Origin of the sequence: Flavonifractor sp. An10, assembly GCF_002161215.1 — a bacterium.
Lineage (GTDB): Bacteria > Bacillota > Clostridia > Oscillospirales > Oscillospiraceae > Flavonifractor > Flavonifractor avistercoris.
Map to the genome: position 1 here is coordinate 250,851 of NZ_NFMB01000001.1, position 18,103 is coordinate 268,953.

Below are 18,103 nucleotides of genomic sequence, written 5' to 3' on the forward strand. Positions count from 1 at the left end.
CCATGCAGGATATTGTGATCCGGGGCCTGTGCAAGGCCTTTGACGGGAAACAGGTCCTCCGGGACTTTTCCGCCGCTCTGCCGGCGGGACAGGTCACCGGACTCATGGCCCCCTCCGGTGCGGGCAAGACCACCCTGCTGCGGATCCTCATGGGACTGGAGACGCCGGACCGGGGGATCATCACGGGCCTGGATGGTCTGCGCCTGAGCGCTGTGTTTCAGGAGGACCGGTTGTGTGAGAACCTGAATCCGGTGTCTAACCTCCGCCTGGTGACCCCGGCTTTGAGCTGGGAGGCGGCGGAAGCCGCCCTGGCCACCGTGGGGCTGACGGACTGCCCGCGCCAGCCCGCCCGGGAGCTGTCCGGCGGGATGCGCCGCCGGGTCGCCATCCTCCGGGCACTGCTGACGGAGTACGACCTGCTGTTCCTGGACGAACCCTTTAAGGGCCTGGATCGGAAAACCAAGGAGATCGTCATGGCGGACACCCGCCGACGGTGCGCCGGAAGGACGGTGCTGTTCGTCACCCACGACCCGACGGAACTGGAGGCTATGGGCGCCGTACAGCGGCTGGAGCTGTCCTGAACCCCCGACGTGCCGGCAAGGGTACAACAAAAGCAGAAAAGCAGAAAAAGTGGATGCCGGAAGGGCATCCACTTTTTTCATGACGCGGCTCAAAGAACCGTTACCTCCGCGTTCTTCTCACCGAATTTTTCACGCAGCATCTGGCAGATCCGGGGCCGCTCCGCCCCCTGTTTTTCCTGCTGCTTGATCAGCTTATAGGCTTGGAACAGAGTGGAGGGACCGATCTCCGAACTGAAATAACCGATCCCCTGGTTCCAGGCCAGCAGCTCAAACACATCGTCCAGGGCCGCTGACTCCACCCCGCAGGCATAGGCTTTGATCAGCTCTCTTGTGGCCTGCCGCATCCGTCCGGCGCCCACGGCGTTGGCCAGGGAGAGGAGCAGCCGCATTTCATAAGGCAGCGTCCGCTTTTCGCTCTGCCAGGTCAGCGACCAGAAGTCCGCCGCGATCCGGCCCAGCTCCTCGTCGATCATGGGATAGTTGAGCAGGGCCAGGGGCTTGAAGGGCGTATCCTCCCCGCCGTCCTTTTTCTCCACACGGCAGAACGAAACATGAAATTCAGCCGGCCCGGCCTGCTCGGTATGGTGTTCAAACCCAAGGGCCTCCATGGCGGCATAGAGCGGGTGGGGCTCAAAGGTCTGGATGACGGTGAAGCCCTCGCCTACTTCCAGTCCCATTGCTTTCTGCTTCAGGCCCGGGAAAAAGTTCCCCTGCAGATGGCGTACATCGACGACCTGGAAGTTGGGCGCCTGATCTTTCCAATTTTCGTAACTCATGCGCTGTCTGCCCCCTTGATTCGGTATTCATAGATAATGGTCCGGTTTTCGGAGCCATCCCGGAACGGCGTTTCGGCCACCCTCGCAAAGCCGCGCTTCTCATAAAATTCCCATGACGCCAGCGTATTGGTCAGCAGACGCACGGTGTCCGCACCGTCAGCCTTGGCTCTGGACAGAAACTGTGTGACCAAGGCCGTCCCAAGCCCTTTCCGATAGGCTGCTTTGGACGCAAGCGCCACAAGCTCCAGGTCGCAGGCTCCGAAGGCCTTGCTGTCCCGCTCCTGTAATTGGGAGAAGAAATGATCCCATTGTTTCTGAAAACACTCCGACATTTTATAACGCTTCAAATAGTATTTGAGAAACATCCTGCACCACAAGCCATAGTGCCTTTTGCACCCATATCGGTTTGCCAAAGTTCGGTCGAAGGCTTTGTCGTATTTCCCGCAAACGAACCCCACGACCTGCCCATCCTCCGCCTCCGCAACAAAGGTGAAGTTGCATTTTTCAATCAAGACCTGGGCATAATCCCGCAACAGGAACTTGTCGCAATGATCTATAGGGGCCGTAAAAAAGCCTTCATACAGGCACTCACCGCAGGCCGCGGCGTCTCTTTCTGCGTATGGACGGATCGTAAACACCATGATCGTGCTCCCCGTATGTGAGTCTTACTTCAGTTATTCCGAAACGGTTGCCACTCGAATGTCCACTTCCCGCCCTCTTTCAAGACGAGTTGGGGAGACTGTTCTGTCAGCAAGGTGCGGTCAAATTCAGATTGAACATCCGCTGGAAGTTTGGAAAACCCCTCCGGGTCAAAGTGACGGAACAGGTCTCCCCAGGTGGAGTCTGCTGCCGGCGTGAATCCTTCCGTTGCCGCAGGTCCCTCCAACGGGGACGGTGACTCGCTTTCTGCATCCCCGTGATTCATCATCCCGCAGCCGGTTAGCAGGCAAAAGATAGCAAGCGCAGCCAGAACCGTTTTCCACCGTTTCAAAACAATCCCCCCTATTCAGCGGTTCCCAGTCCTGTTCCTGGATATCTCCCGTGCAGGCGTCCTTCACTCCTGCTCTGCGCGGTGATCCGTTCCGCCGGTGTCCACCGGCAGGCGGCGCAACAAAGGGGCAGCACACGGCCGCCCAGCAGTGCGTGCTCCACCACCCAGAAATCGTGCATGGACAGATAGGAGACAAACTCTCCAGCGTTCCAGCGGTGGTAAACATGGAAACCGGTTCGCTCCATACACCAGGTGCGAAGCCTTGCCAGCCGCCCTCCGCCGTGGACAAAGGTAGGGGCAAACAACCATCCGCCCGGCTTCAGAACCCGCTGGATCTCCCGGAGCACGCGATCCGGCTCCGGCAGGATGTGCAGGGCATTGGCGATGACCACCGCGTCGAAGGACTCCGGCGCGTAGGGCAGATGGGCGGCATCCTGGACAGAGAAGTGGAGGCGTGAGGAGCCGATCCGCTTTTTCGCCTCCTGGATCATAGCGGGAGCGGCGTCCGTGGCCTCCCAGAGCCGGACATAGGGCGAGAGCGGAAAGGACAGCTGCCCCGTGCCGCAGGCCAGCTCCAGCACGTTCATATCCCGGGAGAGATGGGGCCGGATCCGCTCACACACCGCCGCGTACAGCGGTGCGGAGCGGTCCATGGACCTGGTATAATGCCGGGCAGTCTTCTGCCAAAAAGCCAATTCAGATTCCTTCATGGTGCGATGCCTCTTTTGTGGTTAGTATCTGCTAACCATAAGATACTACAACCCGCAAAAGATTGCAAGTCCCCGCGAGGAGCAAATGTGTTGAGAGAAACGAGTAGATGACCATGAAGGATGCCGGCGCCTCTCTGTTTTCTCAGGCGAGGGCCGCGCCCAGGGCCCGGCAGGCCGACAGGGCCTCCTCATCCGGAGCCTCGTTGCAGATCACGCTGTCACAGACGAGGTTTGCCCCGTCGTCGTTGCACCGGGCCTCCCAGCTGCGCATCCATTCGCCGTCGCCCCATCCGTAGGAACCGAACAGGGCGATGCTCTTCCCGCTCAGCCGGCCCTCACAGGCGGTAAACATGGGCTCAAACTCACTCTCCTCCAGCTGCTCCGACCCCATGGAGGGGCAGCCAAAGGCAATGGCGTCATACTCGCTGACCTGCTCGGGGGAAAACTCGGAGGCGGTGAGCAGGGACACCTCGGCCCCCTTTTCCTTGGCACCTTCCACGACCGCCGCGGCCATGGCCTCGGTGTTGCCGGTGCCGCTCCAATAAACAACTGCGATTTTGCTCATAAGAATCAACAACCTTTCTGATTTACTTGGATTTGGAAAACATCAGCCAGCTACCGTGAGCTGCTCGATGGACTTCCCCTGTTCCCACTGCTGGGAATAGATTTTGCTGCATTTTTTGTACCTTCGAAAGATACACTTGGCCGCTTGTTCATCACCGTAGACCTTCCAGCAGCCAACGCACTTGTGATTGCACGCTTTATTGAGAATGAAACCCAGGACATCCTCCGGCGGATAGCTGAGAAACAGGCCGATCTCATGGGGGAATTCTCCGTCCGACCGCAGACGTTGGATCAGGTGGATCACACACCGGTTGGAATCTTCCGGCGTATAACCATATTGCAGGAGCAGTCCCCTGGAACAGTGATCTGCCAGATCACACTCCAGCGCATTGGGCCGGTAGACATAGATAAGGGCACGGCCTTTCTGAACTCTCAGCGGCAGGGCGCGGATCCCCTTGGGGACCAGCTTCCTGTTCAAGCGGCATAATTCTTTTGTCAGTGCGGCTTTGCAGGGGCAGGCGCAGGAAAACAGGTTTCCGGTTTTGATCCCTGCCAAAGTCGGGGCGCAGTGGCGAATGACCAGGTCTTCTGACATAAGCTTTATCCCCCGAAAAGAAATGGACTTTCTGTTTGACGCTGTGCGATATTCACGTCAAAGCAGTTTTTTATGACTGTTATGAGACTGTGGCTTCTCATGGTGTAAGAACCAATATGCGAGCTTTTTAATCATCTGACAGATCGCGCAGATGACAGCACAGAACAGCAAAGCGGCCAAGCCATATCCCAAAGACTGTACTGCCTCGTTCATCGTACCGCCTCTTTTCTAATCTTCTCCGCGCAATATTGATGATGGGTACCGCTGGCTCCGTTAAGTCAGCAATTCCAACAGTTGCCGGATGCTCTTCTTGCCAAAGGAGACCTGCTCCCCGCTGTTGACCACCAGGCAGGGGACGCTCATGACCTGGTACTTTTCCCGCAGGTCGGGGAAGTGGTTCAGGTCGTAGACCTGGGCGGTGATGTTCGGATTTTCCGCGGCAATGCGCTGGGCCGCCGTCACCAGTTCCGGACACATGGTGCAGGACAGCGAGACCAGGATCTGCAAATCCGTCTGTTTCTGGATCGCCTGGATCGCGGCCCGGCTCTCTTCGTCCCAAGCCTGTCCCGGCCCGGCGGCGTTATAGAGTCCGAGGACGAAAGAGGTGAACTCATGGCCGCCGGGGACGCCGTGGAAGGCAAGGCCCGTCCAGCTGCCGTCCGCCCGGCAGACCCGGACGCAGGGCAGATGGTCCGCACTGGCGGGGTCACCCACTTCAACAGATAATTTCCCGCTCTGGGCCGCCAGCTCATCCATGTATTGCCGCAGTTCGGCGGAGAGGGGCGTTTCATCCAGATACAGACGCAGAATCAATGGCGCGGCCATTCGGGCGAATACGGTATGGAGCTGGGAGAGCATATCTCCTGTGAAAAGGTCGCTGCCTATTTTCGTCAGGGTTTCCGGCACTGCAATCCAGCTGGCCGGTGGCTGAGGATGGAGGCCGGTCTTGGCCTGCATGGCGGCGCACAGCCGCTCCAGCTCCGTGGCGGCCAGGGCGCCGTCTCCCACAGCGGTGACCACCTGCCGCAGGGGCTTGACACATACGTCCCCGGCGGCATACAGGCCGTCCGCCGTGGCCTTCTGGCTGCGGTCGGTGAGGATATAGCCCTGCTCGTCCAACTCCGCCAGCCCTTGCACCAGCTCCGTGGCCGGCTCATATCCGGCAAAGACGAAGACGCCGAAAGCCTCTCCGTCCGCCGCGTGGTGCTTGGTCACCTGGCCGGTCTTTGTGTTGCGATAGCGGATGAACCGCAGGGCGGTGTCACCGGACACCTCCTCCACCACTGTGTTGGTGAGGACTGTGATCTTCTCATGGTTCCGGGCGGCGTCCGCCGTGGTCTGGGCGCAGGTGAAGCCATCGCCCCGGATCAGGATGGTCACATGGCGGGCGTACTTGGTAAGAAACACGCTCTCCTCAGCGGCCGCGAAGCCGCCGCCCACCACAAAGACATCCTTGCCGGTAAAGAACTCCCCATCGCAGGTGGCGCAATAGGCAACTCCCCGCCCCCGGAACTGTGCTTCACCCTGGAACCCCACCATACGGGGATGGGCGCCGGTGGCCAGCAGGACGCCGAAGCACTTCAAATCGCCACGCCCAGTGCGCACAGTCTTCACATCACCGCTCAGATCCAGTTCGGTGACCTCCGCCAGGAGGAATTCCGCACCGAAGGACTCGGCCTGTTTCCGCATCGTTTCCGTGAGCGCGGCGCCGCTGGTTCGCTCCACCCCGGGGAAATTGACCACTTTTGCGGTAATGGTGATCTGCCCGCCGAAGTGGTTCTTTTCCACGACCACGACCCGGTAGCGGGCCCGGGCCAGATAGAGGGCGGCGGTGAGTCCCGCCGGCCCTCCTCCGATGACCACGACATCGTAGAGATTTTCCATCCGCTCCATGGCTTACAACTGCCCCACCAGATCCAGGCTGGGCTTCAGGGTCTCGGCGCCAGGCTGCCACTTCGCCGGGCACACCTCGTCTCCATGCTCCGCCACGAACTGGCAGGCCTGCACCTTCCGCAGAAGTTCATCGGCATTCCGGCCCACATTGCCGGCGTTGACCTCATAAGCCACGATTTTCCCTTCGGGGTTCACGATGAAGCTGCCCCGCTCGGCCACGCCGTCCGCCTCGATATAGACCTCAAAATCTTTGGCCAGACAATGGGTGGGGTCGGCCAGCATGGGATACTGGATATTCTGGATGCGCTCGGAAGCGTCATGCCACGCCTTATGGACGAAATGGGTATCGCAGGAAACAGAGTAGATTTCGCAGCCGATGGCCTGGAATTTCTCATAGAGATTGGCCAGATCCTCCAATTCTGTGGGGCACACAAAGGTAAAATCGGCAGGATAGAAGAAGAACACGCTCCACTTGCCCAGGATGTCCGCCTTGGAGACAGCTCGGAAAGCGTTGTTCTGGTAGCACTGTACGGTGAAATCGGCAATTTCTTTCTGAATCAGGGACATGGGTGATTCAACCTCCATTCATATTTCTTGAAGTTAGCTGTCGCTAACCGTAAAAGAATTATATAGGGTTTTCTATCTCCTTGTCAAGAGGGAGTGCGCACGGCTCTGAATATGTATCGCTCGACTCAATAAAACCGCTTCTATAATAAGTCGGCGGGCTTGATTTTTGCGTTAAGCAGGTGTATACTGCTCTTGGGTTAGTTATTGCTAACCTATTTTGAGGGATGAGGGTGCCTATGGAACTTTTTCGATCTTTCCTTCGCAACACACGAAAACCGGAAGGTTTTCTGGGCAAGTGCATGGTAGCCAGCATGAATTATGCCCATGCCGCCCTGGCGGACTGGGGACTGGGCTGTTTGCCGAAAACAGGTCCCGTCAGGATTGCGGAACTGGGCTGCGGCGGCGGCCGAAACATCCGGGCCCTTCTGCGAAAATACCCTGCCGCAACTGTCACCGCCCTGGACTATTCGGAAATATCCGTGGAAAAGGCCAGAAATATCAATCAGGAAGAACTGCAGGCCGGCCGCTGCCGTGTCATACAGGGAGATGTTTCTCGCCTCCCTTTCGAGGATAGGGCATTTGATCTGGCGACTGCCTTTGAAACGGTATATTTCTGGCCCGGCCCCACGGAGAGTTTCCGGGAGGTGTACCGCATCTTGCGGCCGGGCGGCATCTTTCTGATCGTCAATGAAGTGGACGGAGAAAATCCCCGAGACAGCAGGTGGCTTTCTGTCATTGATGGGATGAAGATATTCAACCGGAGCCAGTTTGTCACCTTTCTCACCGAGGCTGGTTTTTCTAAGGTCATCGTGAAGCGGGATGCGAAAAGACACTGGCTCTGTGTGCTGGCGATCCGGGAGGATGCGGGGTGTTCAGGCAATAAATAACAAGAGAGGTCCCTTATGAAAAATGCGGGAGGATTTCTATGAACTGGACGCGCAGCATCTTGGACGGGCTCGCTATGGCGGCCTATTTTAACCTGTTCGCCGCAGCGGCTGCACTGTATAAGCCCCGGCTGATGTTTCCCTGCTATCCGTCCGCCATCATCAAGGCGGCCAAGGAGCCGCCTACAAAGCGAGAAGCTGCCGGATATTGGCGGTGGATCATCTTGTGGGAATGGCTCCCGCTGTTGCTTTACGGCGCCCTCAGCGAGGTGGCGGGCGGGACACATGGTTTTTGGCGCCTGGCGTTGACGGGCTACATCCAGTGGATGATGGTCAACCTAGGCGATCTGTTTTTCCTTGATGTGTGGCTGATCCAGAAAAAGACGAAAAACCGTTTTGTGATCTCTGGCACAGAGGGACATCCCGGCTATGAGTTCAAGGCATGGATGAAGGATTATGCGTTACCGGAGCATCTGCTCCAGTGGCCGCTTTTGCTGTGCCCGCTGCTGGCGGCGGCTCAGGCGGGATTGGGACTGTTATTGCAGAAATTATGATACGAGGAGATGGTCGGATGAAACATGAAAAATCCCGACATGAGGAGATCCACCTTGGTACTCACGGCGAGGACTATGGAAGTTGGATGTCCAACCCGGTCTTTTACATGATCGGCGGTCTGCTGGTCCTATCTGTTGTGCTGGCGGTGCTGTCCTTCACAGTGTTCCGGCTGCCATGGCTAGGAGCGGTTTTTTCGGTGGCCGCCGCAGCATTTCTGGCCCTGCTCTGTTGGTGCGGCTGGATACGCAAACAATACGCTTTCGGCGGCGGTGGGATGATGGAGCGGACCCACCAGTGCCTGCTCGCCCACCTGGGCTTCGATGGCAAGGGGACGCTGCTGGATGTGGGCTGCGGCTCCGGCGCCCTGTCCATCCGGGCGGCCCTCACCTGGCCGGAAGCGCAAGTCACCGGTATCGACTATTGGGGCGTGGCATACGGCTACGGCCAGCCCATGTGCGAGAAGAACGCCGCCAGTGAGGGTGTAGCGACCCGGTGCCGGTTTCAGCACGGGGACGCCCATCAGCTGGACTTCCCCGATGATACCTTTGACGCGGTCGTAAGCAACTATGTCTATCACAATATTACCGGCGCGGATAAGCAAGCACTGCTGCGGGAGACCCTGCGGGTATTAAAGCCCGGTGGGGTATTTGCCCTGAATGACGATATGAAGCCCCGGATGTACGGGGACATGGAGGCCTTTGCCCAGGATCTGCGGGAGGCCGGATTTCAGGAGGTGCGGCTGGTGGATACCGCCACGGAGGTGTTCGGTTCCCAGCGGCGGGCGGCCATGATGATGCTGGGAGAGTCTCGGATGCTGGTTGGGCGAAAGTGATGGATATGGCAACGCATTCCCTGACGCATCTTCCAGCAGGATGCCGGCAGTGATGCGAAAGTCGTTGAGGCTGCTGCATATGCTGGAAACAGCAAACTGAACTTTAAAAACAGTGGAGGGATAGACGATGTGGAAGTACACGGTCCATGTGGAAGGCATGATGTGCGGCATGTGCGAAAGCCATGTAAACGACGCGGTACGGAAGGCGTTTCCGGTGAAGAAGGTCACCTCGTCCCGGAGTAAAAAAGAGACCACGGTGATCGCAGAGACGGAACTGGACGAGGATGCCCTGCGCACGGCCATTTCCGCCACCGGATATGAGGTGGGGGAGATCCGGAAGGAGCCTTGGGAAAAGAAGGGACTGTTCGGCCGGTAAAGAGCCGGGATACCGACAGATGGAGAGGGGGGAGAATTTTGCTGGCGGAATTTCTGGCGGATCGGGGAGACTGGGCTCAGGTGATGCCCGGCGCACGGGCCTGCCTGTTCTCCCTGGAGGAGGGGACTTTCCCCCTGCCTCTCCAACTGGCCCCCCTGCACTTTGAGACCCTGTTCTGTCTGCGGGGCGCCGTGACCTTGACCCGGCGAGACGGGTCATCCCTGACAGCTGGCGCCCGGCAGGTGCTGAGTCTCACCGATCTCTCCAATCTGACCGGGGCCAGCGTGGATGCGCCTCTGGAAGGAATTCTCGTGGCGGTAGACGCCCGGGGCGCCCGAGAGAGTTTGGAAACCATATGTAATCTGCTGGGCGGCTTGATCCTGGACACAAGCCGGGTACGGCGGTGGATGACCAGCCGGGGCGGCTGCGCCGTGGAGGGGCCCACCCACTGGAGCCGGGCGGCCTTTGCCGACCTGGAACGTCTGCCCCAGAGCGAGCGGGCCCGCTGGTGCGTGTGGAAGTCAGTGGAACTGCTCTATCTGCTCTCTGCCCAGGATGAACAGAGAACGGAAGCCCTCTTGGGTCCGATGCTGGACCGGGGTGTCGCCCAGTCGCTAGCAGAGATCCGCCGGTATATGGAGGAACACCTGGACGAGCATCTCACCATTCCGGCCTTGAGCCGCCGGGCCTGTCTCTCCGCCACTACCGTAAAGGAGGGATTCCGCCGCCTTTACGGTCTGCCGGTCCATACTTGGCTGCGCCAGCGGCGGATGGAACGGGCGGCGGAGTTGCTGCACACGACCGAGCTAAGCCTGGAAGGCGTGGCCAAAGCAGTGGGCTATAGCAGTGTCAGTCAATTTATCGCTGCTTTCAGGCAGCAATATGGGCTGACACCGGGCCAGTATCGCAAAAATGTCTAAACAGGCAACTATTTGACCGATTCAGAGATGTGCTTGAGAGGGATATCTGCTATATTATTTAAATACGCTAAGAGCTAAGCTTGTTTCCTGATAGGAGGAGATCTTGATGAAGCAGCATCGTTTCTGGGCCTGGGGCGCCGTGATCTGCATGGTCATGGTGATGATCACGGGCTACAAGCGCAAATAAGTACATAGCAGAAAGGAAGAATCTCTCATGATGAAGCACTATGTCAAACTGGCCTGCTTCGTGGGCGGCGCTCTGTTCGGCTCCGCCGGCGTGAAGCTGCTTGCCAGCAAGGACGCCAAGAAGGCCTATACCCACATTACCGCCGCCGGCCTGCGGATGAAGGACAGCGTAATGGAGACCGTTACCTCTGTCCAGGAGAACGCCGCCGACATCCTGGCCGCCGCCAAGGACATCAACGAGGCCCGGGCCGCCAAGGAAGCCGAGGCTCAGGTAGAGGGCCAGGAGGCCTGAAAAACCGCGGAAGGGAGCCGGTAAGCGGCTCCCTTTTTCCATGAGGAGAGATCGATTATGAGAGCGACCATCGTACATGAGAGCCGGGGCCGGATGCGCCTGCGGCTCCGGCAGAAAAATATGACCCTCCGGCAGGCAGACCTGCTGGAGACCTGGCTGAAGGGCCAACCTTGGACGAGAGAGGCCGTGGTCCATGAGCGCACCGGCTGCGTCATCGTGACCTACGCGGGAGATCGGGAGACGGTGCTATCCGCTATCGGCGGCTTCACCTGGGCCGGGGCGGAGGAAGCGGTTACCCTTCCCAGCCACAGCACCCGGGAACTGAACCGGGAGTTTCAAGAAAAACTGGTGGGCAAGGTGCTGATGAAGGGGGCCGCCGCCCTGTTTTTGCCTGCCCCGCTGCGGATCGCCCGGGTGGTCTGGCACATGGTACCATTCCTTCACAAAGGCATTCGATGCCTGGGGCGGCGAAAAATCAAGGTGGAACTGCTGGACGCCCTGTCCATCGGCATCTCCGCATGCCGCCGGGACTTTGGAACCGCCGGCACCGTCATGTTCCTGCTGGAGATCGGCGAGTTGCTGGAGGATTGGACGCGGAAGAAGTCCGTGGCCGACCTGGCGGAAAGCCTGTCCCTCCATGTGGATCGGGTGTGGCTGAAAACTGAGGCCGGCGAGGTGCTTACCCCAATCGGACAGATCAGGCCCGGCGACCGGGTGGTGGTCCGGGCCGGGGGCGTTATCCCCCTGGACAGCGTGGTGGCGGAAGGGGAGGTCACCGTCAACCAGGCATCCCTCACCGGCGAGTCCGTCCCTGTGGCCAAGCATTCCGGCGGCGCGGTGTACGCCGGAACCGTGGTGGAGGAGGGCGAGTGCGTCCTGGAGGTAAAACAGGTCTCCGGCCAGGGTCGCTACGACCAGATCGTGGAGATGATCCAGCGGTCCGAGCAGATGAAGTCCGCCGCCGAGGCCAAGGCATCCGGCTTGGCGGACAAGCTGGTGCCCTACACCTTCGCCGGGAGCCTGCTGAGCCTGGCCCTCACCCGGAACGTGACCCGGGCCCTGTCGGTGCTCATGGTGGACTTCTCCTGCGCCCTGAAGCTGGCCATGCCCCTGGCGGTGCTCTCCGCCATGCGGGAGGCGGGACGGGAGCACATCACTGTCAAGGGCGGTAAATTCCTGGAGGCGGTGGCAAAAGCGGATACCATCGTCTTTGACAAGACCGGCACCCTCACCCACGCCTGCCCCCGGGTGGCCCGGGTCATTCCCTTCAATGGCATGGAGGAGGCGGAGATGCTCCGTCTGGCCGCCTGCCTGGAGGAGCACTTCCCCCACTCCATGGCCAACGCCGTGGTGGAGGAGGCCCGCCGCCGCGGCCTGAACCATGAGGAACGCCATGCGAAGGTGGAATACCTGGTGGCTCACGGCATCGCTAGTTCGGTGGATGGGGAGCAGGTACGCATCGGCAGCGCCCACTTCATCTTTGAAGATGAAAAGGTGACCATCCCGGAGGGAGAGCAGGAGAAGTTCGACGCACTGCCCCCGGAGTTCTCTCAGTTGTATCTGGCCATTGACGGGGTGCTCTCCGCCGTGCTCTGCATCTCCGATCCCCTGCGGGAGGAGGCGGAGGACGTGCTATCCGCCCTGCGGAGCCTGGGCGTTCAGAACGCCGTCATGCTCACCGGGGACAGCCCCCGCACCGCCGCCGCCATTGCCAAGGAATTGGGGGTAGACGACTTTCGGGCCGGAGTGCTCCCGGCGGACAAGGCGGAGTATGTGTCCGCCCTGCGGCGTGAGGGCCATACCGTCCTCATGGTGGGAGACGGCATCAACGACTCCCCGGCCCTCTCCGAGGCGGATGCGGGTATCGCAATCAGTGACGGGGCGGCTATCGCCCGGGAGATCGCCGACATCACCATCGCCGCCGACAGCCTGTGGGAGCTGGTGCGCCTGCGGCAGCTGGCCATGGCCCTGATGAACCGCATCCAGAACAACTACCGCTTTGTCATCGGCTTCAACGGGGCCCTCATCGGCCTGGGCATAGTGGGTATCCTGCCTCCGGCCACCTCCGCCATGCTACATAACCTGTCCACTCTTGGAGTAAGCCTTCACAGCATGAGCGCACTACCGGTAGCCGGTCAGGCGACAAAGGTGCTGAAGGATCTGTAAAGTTCGGAAGATCCCGCATGAGTTTATTTCCATCATCGACTGAACGGAGGGTTGGATATGAAGAAGGAAATATTCTATCTGATTGGCGCCGTGGCCGGTGCGCTGCTGGTGTTGCTGGCAGTACCGCTGGGAAACGCCTATATTGGAAATTATCTTTCGGTTTATGGTGGGATGGACACCCAGAGCTATGTACTGCTTATGCAGAGCGCGGTAACGGGCTTTCAGATCCTGGGCGGTGTTCTTCTGGGACTCTTCGGCGCGGCGTATCTTTTCCGGCGCAAACCGTAAGCAACGATTTTATTCTCGAATGCCCCGGCGTGCAGTTGTACGCCGGGGCATTTCTCATCGTGCTCTTTGGGGAATTTCCTTCCATGTGCTCCGTGGAGAATTTCCTTCCACCTCTTGACAAATGGATCCGACAGCTATACTATAGCATTGTTATATAACGCTGCTATAAGGAGGCTGCCACAATGGAAGAGAACACTCCCACCACATTGGAAAGGATCCAGGAGGCGGCCATGACCGAATTTCTGGACAAGGGCTTTCTGGGGGCCTCCCTGCGGCAGATCGTGAAGAACGCCGGGGTAACTACCGGAGCTTTCTATGGCTACTTCTCCAGCAAGGAGGCTCTATTTGCCTCTATTGTAGAACCCCACGCCAAGGCACTGATGGGCCGGTTCATGGAGGCCCAGACCTCCTTTGCTGAGTTGCCCGAGGAACAGCAGCCGGAGCATATGGGGATAGAATCCTCGGACTGTGTCCACTGGATGGTGGACTACATCTGCCAGCACCGCCAGGCAGTGAAGCTGCTCCTGTGCCGGGCGGAGGGCACCGGCTATGAGCAATTCATCCACAACATGGTGGAGGTGGAGGTGGAATCCACCCTCCGCTATATGGAAGTGCTGCGGCATCTGGGGCGGGATGTGCCGGAACTGAGCCGGTCCCTGTGCCACATCATCGCCAGCGGGATGTTCAGCGGCCTCTTTGAGATCGTGGTCCACGATATGCCCCGGGAGCAGGCACAGCGGGACGTGGAACAGTTCCGCCAGTTTTACACCGGAGGATGGCTGAAATTGATGGGGGGATGACCCCTGTCTTTTTTGGATATTGGTTAGTTATTGCTAACTTTCAAAAGGAGGTTTTTCCATGAAGCAAAAGAAGAAGAACGATATAGCCGCCCTGCTGGACTACGCGGGGAGCCACCGGGGGCTGACCTTTCTGGGCCTCGGCCTGTCGGCGGCGTCCATGGTGTGCAGCATGATCCCTTACCTCTGCATCTGGCTGGCGGCCCGGGATCTGATCGAAGTTGCTCCAAACTGGACGCAGGCCCAGAGCGTCGCCCGGTACGGGTGGCTGGCCTTCGGGGCTGCCTTCGGGGGCATCGTGCTGTACTTCGGGGGGCTGATGTGTACTCACCTGGCGGCTTTCCGCACGGCGGCCAACATCCGCAAGCAGGGCGTGGCCCATGTGATGAACGCCCCTCTGGGCTGGTTCGACGCCAACGCCTCCGGCCTCATACGGGGACGGCTGGACGCGGCGGCGGCCGACACCGAGACCCTGCTGGCCCACAATCTGGCAGACATCGTGGGTACCATCACCCTGTTTATTGCCATGCTGGTGCTGATGTTCGTCTTCGACTGGCGGATGGGCTGCGCCTGCTTGCTGGCAGCGGTAATCTCCATCCTCAGCATGTTCGCCATGATGGGCGGCAAGAACGCTCAGTTCATGGCGGAGTACCAGGCGGCCCAGGATCGAATGACCAAGGCCGGCACCGAGTATGTCCGGGGCATCCCGGTGGTGAAGATCTTCCAGCAGACGGTGTATTCCTTCAAGGCGTTCCAGCAGGCCATTGAGGAGTACAGCGCCAAGGCCGAGCACTATCAGGCGGACGTGTGCCGGACGCCCCAGTCCATCAACCTGAGCGTCACCGAGGGGGCCTTCGTGTTCCTGGTTCCGGCGGCCCTGTTCCTGGCTCCAGGGGCCCTGGTCGCCGGGAGTTTCGCTGGATTCTTGACCGACTTTGCCTTTTACGCGGTGTTCTCCGCCATCATCTCCACGGCGCTGGCACGGATCATGTTCGCCTCCTCCGGCATCATGCTGGCCAGCACCGCCCTGGGCCGTATCAGCATAGTTATGGATGCCCCGGAGTTGAAAGCACCGGAGCACCCAAAGGCGCCCCAAGGCAGCCAGGTAGCGTTCCGGGACGTGAACTTTACCTATGACGGGGTGGAGACTCCCGCCTTGTCCCACGTCTCTTTCATTGCGGAGCCGGGACAGACGGTGGCCCTGGTAGGGCCCTCCGGCGGCGGCAAGACCACCGCCGCCAGCCTGATCCCCCGGTTCTGGGACGTGACCTCCGGCGCGGTGCTGGTGGGCGGTGTGGATGTGCGGGATATGGACTCCCATGTGCTCACGGCTCAGATCGCTTTCGTGTTCCAGAACAGCCGGCTGTTCAAGACCTCCATCCTGGAGAACGTCCGGGCCGCCAGGCCGGAAGCCACCCGGGAGCAGGTGCTCACCGCCCTCATGGCCGCCCAGTGCGGGGACATACTGGAAAAACTGCCCCAGGGCATGGACACCGTGATCGGAACCGAGGGCACCTATCTCTCCGGCGGGGAGCAGCAGCGCATCGCCCTGGCCAGGGCCATTTTGAAGGATGCCCCCATCGTGGTGCTGGACGAGGCCACCGCCTTTGCCGACCCGGAGAACGAGGCTCTGATCCAGAAGGCGTTTGCTCGACTGACGAAGGGCCGCACGGTCATCATGATCGCCCACCGCCTGTCCACCGTGGTGGGAGCGGACAAGATTCTCGTCCTGGACCAGGGGCGCGTGGTGGAACAGGGTACCCATGAAGAGTTGACCGCCGCCGGCGGGCTGTACGCCAAAATGTGGGCGGACTACAACCGGGCGGTCCAATGGAAGATCACCAGCGAGAAATGAGAGGGGCGAGTAAGATGTTCAGTAAAGAGTTTCAGCGCAGATACGCCCTGACTGACCAGGGGTTGAAAAATACCAAAAGTGGCGTATTCTGGACCGTTATCACCAACCTGGTGGTCATGGGCGGCATGGGCATCCTGTACCTGCTGATGGGGGCCTTCATGGATACTCTGACAGGCGGAGCACCCCTGCCGGGAGCGGCGCTGCCGGTGGCCCTGACGGCGGGGTTCGTCCTGCTGTCCTTTGTGACCCACCTGCAGCAGTACCGGGCCACCTACGGTCTGGTATACGGCGAGGTCAAAACCACCCGCCTGCGCCTGGCGGAGCGGCTACGGAAGTTACCCCTGGGCTACTTCGGAAAAAGGGATCTGGCGGACCTGACCGAGACCATCATGGGGGACGTGAACCGGATGGAGCACGTGTGGAGCCATGTGCTGGGCTACCTGTACGGGGCCTATATCTCCACCGCCATTATCGCCGTATGCCTGCTCTTCTACGACTGGCGGCTGATGATCGCCTGCATGTGGGGCGTACCGGTGGCCTTTGGGCTGCTGTTCGGCAGCCGGAAAATCGCGGCTCGGAGTTCCGAGGTCACAAAGAAAGCTGCCCTTCGGGTCTCCGACGGCATTCAGGAGGCGCTGGAGAACGTCCGGGAGATCCGGGCCGCCAACCAGGAGGAGCGGTATCTGGCCAGCCTCTATGAGAAGATCGACCAGCACGAAAAAGTCACCATCCGGGGCGAACTCACCACCGGATTGTTCGTCAACGCCGCTAGCGTCATCATGCGCCTGGGGGTGGCCACCACCATCCTAACGGGAGCCAGCCTGATCCTCTCGGGGCAGATCGACTTCATGGTGCTGTTCCTGTTCCTGCTGGTCATCACCCGGGTATACGCTCCCTTCGACCAGAGCCTGGCCCTTATCGCGGAGATGTTTGTCTCCCAGGTGTCTGCCGACCGCATCAACGAGATCTACGAAACCCCCATCGCCAAAGGAGTGGAGACCTTCCAGCCACAGGGCCACGACATCGTCTTCGACCATGTGGGCTTTGCCTACGACAAAAAGCAGGTGCTCCGGGACGTGAGTTTCACTGCCAAAGAGGGAGAAGTCACGGCTCTGGTAGGGCCCTCCGGCTCTGGAAAGAGCACCTGCGCCCGCCTGGCCGCCCGGCTGTGGGATGCCACCGAAGGGACTATCCGGGTGGGCGGCGTGGACATCGCCACCGTGGACCCGGAGGTGCTGCTCACCGACTACTCCATGGTATTCCAGGACGTGGTACTTTTTGATGACACGGTACTGGAGAACATCCGCCTTGGCAAGCGGGGCGCAACGGACGAAGAGGTACGTGCCGCTGCCAGGGCTGCCAACTGCGACGAGTTCGTCAGCCGTCTGCCCCAGGGCTACGACACGCCCATCGGGGAGAACGGAACGAAACTCTCCGGCGGGGAGAGGCAGCGGATTTCCATCGCCCGGGCCCTGCTGAAGGACGCCCCCATCGTCCTGCTGGACGAGGCCACCGCCAGCCTGGACGTGGAGAATGAGACGAAGGTGCAGGAGGCCCTGTCCCGCCTGCTTCAGGGCAAGACGGTGCTGGTCATCGCCCACCGAATGCGTACCGTGGCGGGGGCCGACCACATCGTGGTGCTGGAGGACGGCCATGTGGCCCAGCAAGGCACACCGGCGGAGCTGATGGAGCAGGGAGGCCTCTACCGCCGCATGGTGGAACTTCAGAGCGAGAGCGCCCAGTGGCGGCTGAACAGATGAGTAGCATTGTATCATAAAGATATTATTATTTACAGAAATTGCATTGGTGCATTAGAAAAGTCCTTTGCACCACAAAAATCAGCGGCTAGGAGGTAATGATGAAACTTCATGCATCGGGAGAAGATTACCTGGAGGCTATCCTTGTCCTCCACAAGAAAGCGGGCATGGTGCGCTCCGTGGATGTCGCCCGGCATTTGGATGTATCCAAGCCCAGCGTGTGCCATGCGGTGGCGACCCTGCGGGACGGAGGCTTTCTGACGATGGACGGGGACTACTTCCTGCACCTGACCGACATTGGCCGGGAAGTAGCGGAACAGATCTATGAAAAGCACCGCTTTTTTACTGAGCGCCTGATCGCTGCTGGCGTAGCACCCGAGACAGCCGAGCGGGACGCCTGCCGCATTGAGCACGTAATCAGCGACGAGAGTTTCCAAAAATTAAAGAAACAACTCATGTAATCTGTGGAGATTGAACTCATTCCACCAAGAGTGTCTTTGAAATTGAGGATGACCAAT

Annotated in this window: 21 protein-coding genes; 13 read left to right on the forward strand and 8 right to left on the reverse strand. The window is 59.8% G+C overall.

What is annotated here, in order from left to right; all coding sequences use genetic code 11:
* The first annotated feature begins 2 nt into the window (after window positions 1–2).
* The gene (locus B5E42_RS01285; protein ID WP_087236127.1) at window positions 3–581 is read left to right on the forward strand and encodes an ATP-binding cassette domain-containing protein; all 579 of its coding nucleotides are present in this window, start codon (window positions 3–5) and stop codon (window positions 579–581) included.
* An 89-nt stretch (window positions 582–670) separates the two neighbouring features.
* Here B5E42_RS01285 and B5E42_RS01290 read toward each other — a convergent pair whose 3' ends face one another.
* From B5E42_RS01290 to ahpC, 8 genes are all read right to left on the reverse strand, one after another.
* On the reverse strand, window positions 671–1,357 hold the full coding sequence (locus B5E42_RS01290; protein WP_087236128.1) for a DUF2249 domain-containing protein: 687 nt from the start codon (window positions 1,355–1,357) through the stop codon (window positions 671–673).
* Window positions 1,354–1,998, reverse strand: a complete 645-nt coding sequence (locus tag B5E42_RS01295; RefSeq protein ID WP_087236130.1) for a GNAT family N-acetyltransferase — start codon at window positions 1,996–1,998, stop codon at window positions 1,354–1,356. The genes B5E42_RS01290 and B5E42_RS01295 overlap by 4 nt, the downstream gene beginning before the upstream one ends.
* 29 nt (window positions 1,999–2,027) lie before the next feature.
* Window positions 2,028–2,348 carry a hypothetical protein gene (locus tag B5E42_RS01300; protein WP_087236133.1) on the reverse strand — a complete coding sequence of 107 codons (321 nt, stop codon included), beginning with the start codon at window positions 2,346–2,348 and terminating at the stop codon, window positions 2,028–2,030.
* Window positions 2,349–2,359: 11 nt separating this feature from the next.
* Complete coding sequence (locus tag B5E42_RS01305) at window positions 2,360–3,058, reverse strand: class I SAM-dependent methyltransferase (protein ID WP_087236135.1); 699 nt, start codon at window positions 3,056–3,058, stop codon at window positions 2,360–2,362.
* A 142-nt stretch (window positions 3,059–3,200) separates the two neighbouring features.
* Window positions 3,201–3,623, reverse strand: coding sequence for a flavodoxin (locus B5E42_RS01310; protein ID WP_087236137.1), 423 nt, complete (start codon window positions 3,621–3,623; stop codon window positions 3,201–3,203).
* Between the two features lie 42 nt (window positions 3,624–3,665).
* Window positions 3,666–4,217: a DUF3793 family protein gene (locus B5E42_RS01315; protein WP_087236139.1), complete on the reverse strand. Its 552-nt coding sequence runs from the start codon at window positions 4,215–4,217 to the stop codon at window positions 3,666–3,668.
* 273 nt (window positions 4,218–4,490) lie between these two features.
* A complete protein-coding gene (locus B5E42_RS01320; RefSeq protein ID WP_087236141.1) occupies window positions 4,491–6,110 on the reverse strand; it encodes an FAD-dependent oxidoreductase in 1,620 nt (539 codons plus the stop codon).
* Window positions 6,111–6,113: 3 nt separating this feature from the next.
* On the reverse strand, window positions 6,114–6,677 hold the full coding sequence (gene ahpC, locus B5E42_RS01325; RefSeq protein WP_087236143.1) for an alkyl hydroperoxide reductase subunit C: 564 nt from the start codon (window positions 6,675–6,677) through the stop codon (window positions 6,114–6,116).
* 236 nt (window positions 6,678–6,913) lie between these two features.
* Here ahpC and B5E42_RS01330 point away from each other — a divergent pair, with 236 nt between their 5' ends.
* The 12 genes from B5E42_RS01330 (at window position 6,914) to B5E42_RS01385 (ending at window position 18,046) form a co-directional block, all read left to right on the forward strand.
* Entirely contained in the window at window positions 6,914–7,564 is a 651-nt protein-coding gene (locus tag B5E42_RS01330; RefSeq protein ID WP_087236145.1) for a class I SAM-dependent methyltransferase, read from the forward strand.
* A gap of 38 nt (window positions 7,565–7,602) precedes the next feature.
* Entirely contained in the window at window positions 7,603–8,115 is a 513-nt protein-coding gene (locus B5E42_RS01335; RefSeq protein WP_087236147.1) for a hypothetical protein, read from the forward strand.
* Between the two features lie 17 nt (window positions 8,116–8,132).
* Window positions 8,133–8,948, forward strand: coding sequence for a class I SAM-dependent methyltransferase (locus tag B5E42_RS01340; protein ID WP_087236150.1), 816 nt, complete (start codon window positions 8,133–8,135; stop codon window positions 8,946–8,948).
* Between the two features lie 127 nt (window positions 8,949–9,075).
* Window positions 9,076–9,324, forward strand: coding sequence for a heavy-metal-associated domain-containing protein (locus B5E42_RS01345; protein ID WP_087236152.1), 249 nt, complete (start codon window positions 9,076–9,078; stop codon window positions 9,322–9,324).
* A 38-nt stretch (window positions 9,325–9,362) separates the two neighbouring features.
* Window positions 9,363–10,244, forward strand: coding sequence for an AraC family transcriptional regulator (locus B5E42_RS01350; protein ID WP_087236154.1), 882 nt, complete (start codon window positions 9,363–9,365; stop codon window positions 10,242–10,244).
* Window positions 10,245–10,461: 217 nt separating this feature from the next.
* The gene (locus tag B5E42_RS01355; protein ID WP_087236630.1) at window positions 10,462–10,722 is read left to right on the forward strand and encodes a DUF6110 family protein; all 261 of its coding nucleotides are present in this window, start codon (window positions 10,462–10,464) and stop codon (window positions 10,720–10,722) included.
* Between the two features lie 57 nt (window positions 10,723–10,779).
* Complete coding sequence (locus tag B5E42_RS01360; RefSeq protein WP_087236156.1) at window positions 10,780–12,888, forward strand: heavy metal translocating P-type ATPase; 2,109 nt, start codon at window positions 10,780–10,782, stop codon at window positions 12,886–12,888.
* Window positions 12,889–12,945: 57 nt separating this feature from the next.
* A complete protein-coding gene (locus B5E42_RS01365) occupies window positions 12,946–13,176 on the forward strand; it encodes a hypothetical protein (protein WP_087236158.1) in 231 nt (76 codons plus the stop codon).
* A 182-nt stretch (window positions 13,177–13,358) separates the two neighbouring features.
* Complete coding sequence (locus B5E42_RS01370) at window positions 13,359–13,976, forward strand: TetR/AcrR family transcriptional regulator (RefSeq protein WP_087236160.1); 618 nt, start codon at window positions 13,359–13,361, stop codon at window positions 13,974–13,976.
* A 58-nt stretch (window positions 13,977–14,034) separates the two neighbouring features.
* A complete protein-coding gene (locus tag B5E42_RS01375; protein ID WP_087236162.1) occupies window positions 14,035–15,828 on the forward strand; it encodes an ABC transporter ATP-binding protein in 1,794 nt (597 codons plus the stop codon).
* A gap of 14 nt (window positions 15,829–15,842) precedes the next feature.
* Window positions 15,843–17,588 (forward strand): ABC transporter ATP-binding protein, encoded by a 1,746-nt coding sequence (locus tag B5E42_RS01380; protein WP_087236164.1) that lies wholly within the window; start codon window positions 15,843–15,845, stop codon window positions 17,586–17,588.
* A 98-nt stretch (window positions 17,589–17,686) separates the two neighbouring features.
* Entirely contained in the window at window positions 17,687–18,046 is a 360-nt protein-coding gene (locus tag B5E42_RS01385) for a metal-dependent transcriptional regulator (RefSeq protein WP_087236166.1), read from the forward strand.
* Window positions 18,047–18,103 lie beyond the last annotated feature (57 nt).

Coding starts and splice junctions, on each gene's coding strand:
- B5E42_RS01320 (WP_087236141.1), bottom strand. CDS start 6,110: ATGGAGCGGATGGAAAATCTCTACGATGTCGTGGTCATCGGAGGAGGG.
- B5E42_RS01385 (WP_087236166.1), top strand. CDS start 17,687: ATGAAACTTCATGCATCGGGAGAAGATTACCTGGAGGCTATCCTTGTC.
- B5E42_RS01330 (WP_087236145.1), top strand. CDS start 6,914: ATGGAACTTTTTCGATCTTTCCTTCGCAACACACGAAAACCGGAAGGT.
- B5E42_RS01340 (WP_087236150.1), top strand. CDS start 8,133: ATGAAACATGAAAAATCCCGACATGAGGAGATCCACCTTGGTACTCAC.
- B5E42_RS01290 (WP_087236128.1), bottom strand. CDS start 1,357: ATGAGTTACGAAAATTGGAAAGATCAGGCGCCCAACTTCCAGGTCGTC.
- B5E42_RS01380 (WP_087236164.1), top strand. CDS start 15,843: ATGTTCAGTAAAGAGTTTCAGCGCAGATACGCCCTGACTGACCAGGGG.
- B5E42_RS01335 (WP_087236147.1), top strand. CDS start 7,603: ATGAACTGGACGCGCAGCATCTTGGACGGGCTCGCTATGGCGGCCTAT.
- B5E42_RS01375 (WP_087236162.1), top strand. CDS start 14,035: ATGAAGCAAAAGAAGAAGAACGATATAGCCGCCCTGCTGGACTACGCG.
- B5E42_RS01360 (WP_087236156.1), top strand. CDS start 10,780: ATGAGAGCGACCATCGTACATGAGAGCCGGGGCCGGATGCGCCTGCGG.
- B5E42_RS01295 (WP_087236130.1), bottom strand. CDS start 1,998: ATGGTGTTTACGATCCGTCCATACGCAGAAAGAGACGCCGCGGCCTGC.
- B5E42_RS01305 (WP_087236135.1), bottom strand. CDS start 3,058: ATGAAGGAATCTGAATTGGCTTTTTGGCAGAAGACTGCCCGGCATTAT.
- B5E42_RS01365 (WP_087236158.1), top strand. CDS start 12,946: ATGAAGAAGGAAATATTCTATCTGATTGGCGCCGTGGCCGGTGCGCTG.
- B5E42_RS01355 (WP_087236630.1), top strand. CDS start 10,462: ATGAAGCACTATGTCAAACTGGCCTGCTTCGTGGGCGGCGCTCTGTTC.
- B5E42_RS01345 (WP_087236152.1), top strand. CDS start 9,076: ATGTGGAAGTACACGGTCCATGTGGAAGGCATGATGTGCGGCATGTGC.
- B5E42_RS01285 (WP_087236127.1), top strand. CDS start 3: ATGCAGGATATTGTGATCCGGGGCCTGTGCAAGGCCTTTGACGGGAAA.
- B5E42_RS01370 (WP_087236160.1), top strand. CDS start 13,359: ATGGAAGAGAACACTCCCACCACATTGGAAAGGATCCAGGAGGCGGCC.
- ahpC (WP_087236143.1), bottom strand. CDS start 6,677: ATGTCCCTGATTCAGAAAGAAATTGCCGATTTCACCGTACAGTGCTAC.
- B5E42_RS01310 (WP_087236137.1), bottom strand. CDS start 3,623: ATGAGCAAAATCGCAGTTGTTTATTGGAGCGGCACCGGCAACACCGAG.
- B5E42_RS01315 (WP_087236139.1), bottom strand. CDS start 4,217: ATGTCAGAAGACCTGGTCATTCGCCACTGCGCCCCGACTTTGGCAGGG.